Genomic DNA, 4,447 nt, shown 5'->3' on the forward strand with positions numbered 1-4,447 from the left:
ACTCGAGAGCGGATAGGTCACCTGCTCCTCCACTACCGCCGGCGCTTGTCCCGGGTAATTGGTTTTGACGATAACCTGAACTTCCGACAAGTCCGGTATTGCGTCCAGTTTGGTTTGCTGCAGCGACTGCCAGGCCCAGAAAGCCAAACCTAAGAACAGCAGTAACACCATCCACGAGTTACGTATGGAGGCTTCAATAATACGAGCTAACATAAAACCTCCTAGTGGTTATGTTGTGGCGCAGGGGCATCATCGCTGCTATCCAGACCCAGACCTTGCAAGCTGGCCTCTGAGTCCAGAAGGAACTGACCCGAAGTGACCACTAACTCACCTTCCTGCAGGCCTTCTTCAATGGCAATTTCATTACCAACACGCAGTCCGGTCGTGACTTCGCGCACTTCAAATTCGCGCGCTCCGGATTTTACCACCACGCGGTTATTGGCGCCGGTGACAATTAAGCTGGCAACCGGCACAACCACAGCATCTCTTACTGGCTCCAGTTCAATATGAGCCGTCGCCCAGAGTCCTTCACGCAGCCGATCAATGGAGTCATTAACCGGAATACGGACTTTGATGGTCTGGGTTACCGGATCAACTTGCGGATAAATGTAGTCAATGGTGTTCATCCAGTGGGCGCCAGGGAAGTGCTCAGAAGAAATATGAGCCATTTGCCCGGTTTTTAACTGTTTACTGTAACGCGCCGGAACATCGGCAAAGAACCACAGCTGATTGTCCTGCGTCAGCGTCAGTAATTTAAGCCCGGGAGACACATACATGCCTTCCTGAATATCCAGACTGGTAATATAGCCCGACTCAGGTGCGTAGTAATCGACCACATATTCGGTTTCGCCACCTTGCTCAAGCGCTTTAATCTGCGCTTCGCTCATACCCAGCAAACGCAAACGTTGCTGCCCGCGGCGTTTAAAGCTTTGCTGGTTGTCACCGTTGCGGATATCCGAGAGTGAATCAAGCAGTTGCAGATAGTCGTCCTGTGCCACGACCAGGTCGGGTGCATACAGACTGTAGAGTTTATCGCCCTTTTCTACCCACTGACCTTCAACGTCAGCATGTAATTCCTCTACCCAGCCTTCCGCGCGGCTGTGGATATGCCGTTGTGCAGATTCCTGCCAGCGTACCTGAGCCTGCGCCATTAACTGAGGCTGCAAGTCTTTGCGCTGGGCCCTGGCCGTGGTTACCCGAATGGCCTGCTGACTGGACTCTGGGACGGTGAAGCTTTTTTCAGCTTCATGCTCAGAATGGTCCTGTTCAGGTTCTTTCTTGACCAAGTCCATACCGCAAATTGGGCAGGTTCCCGGCTCGTCACGAACCACCTGGCTGTGCATAGGGCACACATATTCGGTGCTCTGCCCGAACGGGTTTTGATCTTCTGAATGATTGTGTTCCTGAGCCAAAGTTAAAAATGGGATCAGGATTAATATAGCTATCCAATAACGCATGGTATTTCCTCGAAAACAACGGTTTAAGACGTAAAAACTGAGCTTAAACTGCGTGTTTCGGCGGACGTATCAGCGTTTCAGTAATAACCGGGAGGTTTGAATAGATAGGCTCGGCAGCGTGAGTGGAGGCTGCTGGCGAAAGTTGTTTGAATGGATTCATCAGTCCCAGTTGACCAGCGCAATGTTGTTCGCACTGCTGGCAAAAACTGTCTTCCATATCACTGCAGGGGGTTGCTTCTTCCTCGCAACAGTCGTGACTCTCACTCATTTGTTCTGATTGCATAGTAGAGTCAGACATTTGGGCAGGCATAGCATGCACCATTGGTGAAGTCATGGACCCCACCAAAAGTGTCATTGTAATTGCTATAACTGCCCAAAGTTTCTTCATGTACGCATCTTACCAGATAATAACGCGGTTTTCAGGTGCGACGTACAACTCATCACCTTCTTCAACATCAAAGGCTTCGTAGAACGCCGGAACGTTAACTACGGTGCCGTTCACACGATACTCTGCTGGTGAATGCGGGTCGCTCATGACCTGCTCACGAACGGCGTCTTCACGGTATTTACCACGCCATACCTGTGCCCAGCCGATGAACACACGCTGTTCGCCGGTAAAGCCGTCAAGAACAGGTGCTTCTTCACCTTCTAATGACATTTTGTAGGCTTCGTACGCAATGGTCAGGCCGGCCAGGTCACCAATGTTCTCACCCAGAGTCAGATCACCATTGATATTAAGACCTTCAATTGGCTCATACTCACTGAACTGGTCAGACAGTTTTTGGCCGCGCTCATCAAAGGCTTGACGGTCTGCGTCGGTCCACCAGCTCTGCAGGTTACCGTCACCATCGTATTTAGAACCCTGGTCATCAAAGCCGTGGCCCATTTCATGGCCGATTACCGCACCAATACCACCGTAGTTCACCGCCATTTCTGCGTCCATATCAAAGAATGGAGGCTGCAAAATACCGGCCGGGAATACGATTTCGTTACGCACAGGACTGTAATAAGCATTAACCGTCTGTGGTGTCATACCCCAGTCTTCTTCGTCAACAGGACCGCCAATCTTGGCAATTTCTTCCTGATAGTTGAATTCAGCATAGGCTTTATAGTTTGCAACTAAGTCTGTGGCAGAAATTTCCAACTTACTGTAGTCGCGCCATTCGCTTGGGTAACCAACTTTAGGATCAAATTTTTCCAGCTTTTCTAAGGCTTTTTCTTTGGTCTCTTCAGTCATCCACTCCAGGTTACGTATTGACTGACCATAAGCGTCGCGAAGATTCTCAATCAAACCTTCCATTTTTTCTTTCGCTTCTGGCGGGAAGTATTCTTTAACGTACACCTGGCCTAAGACTTCACCTAACACACTGTTGGTTGCATCTACTGCACGTTTCCAACGCGGCTCTTGCTCTGGTGTTCCACGTAAAGTAGTACCGTAAAAGTCAAAGCGACGCTTACTGATGTCTTCGCTAAGTGCAGAGGCATACTCGTTAACCAGACGGAAACTTAAGTAGTCTTTCCACGCCTGTACGTCGACTTCACTAAACAGCTGCCCAAAGTCTTCAAAGTACGAGGGCTGACGGATGATCATGTTTTCAACGTGCGATAAATCAGACGTCTCAATGAAGCGCTTAAAGTTGAAGTTTGCCAGCATGTCGGACACTTCATCTGCGGATTTTTTATTATAAGTTTTGTCCGCATTACGGCTTTCTACACGACTCCACTGAACTTCAGCCAGCTGAGTTTCTAAATCCAGGATACGCTGTGCCGCTTCGCCGGCGTTTTCCACACCAACCATGCTCAAAATGTCTTCTGCGTATTCGACGTAAGCGTTACGGAATTCTTCAAACTTCTCGTCGTCTTTTAGGTAGTAGTCACGGTCAGGCAAGCCTAAACCTGACTGAGAAACATACATAGCGTTAGTTTGTGGATCTTTCGCGTCTGGGTAGACATAAAAACCAAATGGAATTGATACACCACCACGGAACATGCGTGCCATATGCTCAGAAACAGAATCGTGGTTTTCCAGCGCCTGAATGGCCGCTAAGTCATTCTGAATAGGCTTAGCGCCCAGTTCATTCAAGGTTTCCACGTCCATGAACGCATTGAAAAAGTCACCAATTTTACGCTCATTAGTGCCCGGCTCCGGGTTTTCCGCTGCGGCTTTTTCAATGATATCGCGTAAACGTTTCTGGTTTTGCTGACGTAAATCGAAAAACGATCCTACCGATGAACGATCAGATGGAATTTCTGTTTTATCAATCCAGGTGCCATTAACGTACTGATACAGATCGTTCTCTGGCTTTACGCTGTGATCAAAGTTTTCTAAGACAACACCAGAGCTCAGTTCTTGTTTTGCTTCTTCAGCCTGCTGGGTTTGTTGCTTAGACTCTTCCTGCTGTGGTGAACATGCACCCAACGTTAATGCCATAGAAACGCCTAGCGCTACAGCGGTCAATTTTTTCATCGATTGTTACCCTTTCTTTGAGTGTTCATTATTTTTAACCACTCTAAACTAGCGCATTGTTAAATTCAGCGCAAAAAAAACGGCCACATTCGCGATGAATGCGGCCGTTTTACCGATGATTTATCGTAACAAAATGTTACTTCTTCTTTTTCGCCTTAGGATTCGGCATATCGGTAATGGAACCTTCATGAAGTTCTGCGGCTAAGCCGACTGATTCATGTAAGGTTGGGTGTGCATGAACGGTCAGAGCGATGTCTTCGGCGTCACAGCCCATTTCAATAGCCAGGCAAATTTCGCCAAGCAGCTCACCGGCGTTGGTACCACACATAGCACCACCAATAATCCGGTTGTTCTTATCAAAAATAAGCTTAGTCATGCCTTGCTGGGCGTTTGACGCAATAGCACGGCCTGAAGCTGACCATGGGAAGGTTACTGCATCGTACTCAATACCCTGATCTTTCGCTTCTTTTTCAGTGACGCCGGCCCATGCAACTTCCGGGTTGGTGTACATGATAGAAGGAAT

The 4,447-nt window shown here is 48.4% G+C and carries 4 protein-coding genes and 1 pseudogene; all 5 read right to left on the minus strand.

Annotated features, from left to right (window positions below; genetic code table 11):
• Window positions 1-213 (minus strand): efflux RND transporter permease subunit (locus B3180_RS04560; protein ID WP_286843294.1); only part of this gene is annotated, 213 nt, incomplete at its 3' end.
• Between the two features lie 8 nt (window positions 214-221).
• Window positions 222-1,457 carry an efflux RND transporter periplasmic adaptor subunit gene (locus B3180_RS04565; RefSeq protein ID WP_278358257.1) on the minus strand — a complete coding sequence of 412 codons (1,236 nt, stop codon included), beginning with the start codon at window positions 1,455-1,457 and terminating at the stop codon, window positions 222-224.
• 43 nt (window positions 1,458-1,500) lie between these two features.
• Window positions 1,501-1,845, minus strand: coding sequence for a hypothetical protein (locus tag B3180_RS04570; protein ID WP_278358258.1), 345 nt, complete (start codon window positions 1,843-1,845; stop codon window positions 1,501-1,503).
• A 9-nt stretch (window positions 1,846-1,854) separates the two neighbouring features.
• Window positions 1,855-3,924: a M13 family metallopeptidase gene (locus B3180_RS04575; protein ID WP_278358259.1), complete on the minus strand. Its 2,070-nt coding sequence runs from the start codon at window positions 3,922-3,924 to the stop codon at window positions 1,855-1,857.
• A gap of 136 nt (window positions 3,925-4,060) precedes the next feature.
• Window positions 4,061-4,447, minus strand: a pseudogene (locus B3180_RS04580) (dihydrolipoyl dehydrogenase); the annotation flags it as partial.

The sequence above is a fragment of the Idiomarina sp. UBA4206 genome, from assembly GCF_002383015.1.
Lineage (GTDB): Bacteria > Pseudomonadota > Gammaproteobacteria > Enterobacterales > Alteromonadaceae > Idiomarina > Idiomarina abyssalis.

Coding starts and splice junctions, on each gene's coding strand:
- B3180_RS04565 (WP_278358257.1), bottom strand. CDS start 1,457: ATGCGTTATTGGATAGCTATATTAATCCTGATCCCATTTTTAACTTTG.
- B3180_RS04570 (WP_278358258.1), bottom strand. CDS start 1,845: ATGAAGAAACTTTGGGCAGTTATAGCAATTACAATGACACTTTTGGTG.
- B3180_RS04575 (WP_278358259.1), bottom strand. CDS start 3,924: ATGAAAAAATTGACCGCTGTAGCGCTAGGCGTTTCTATGGCATTAACG.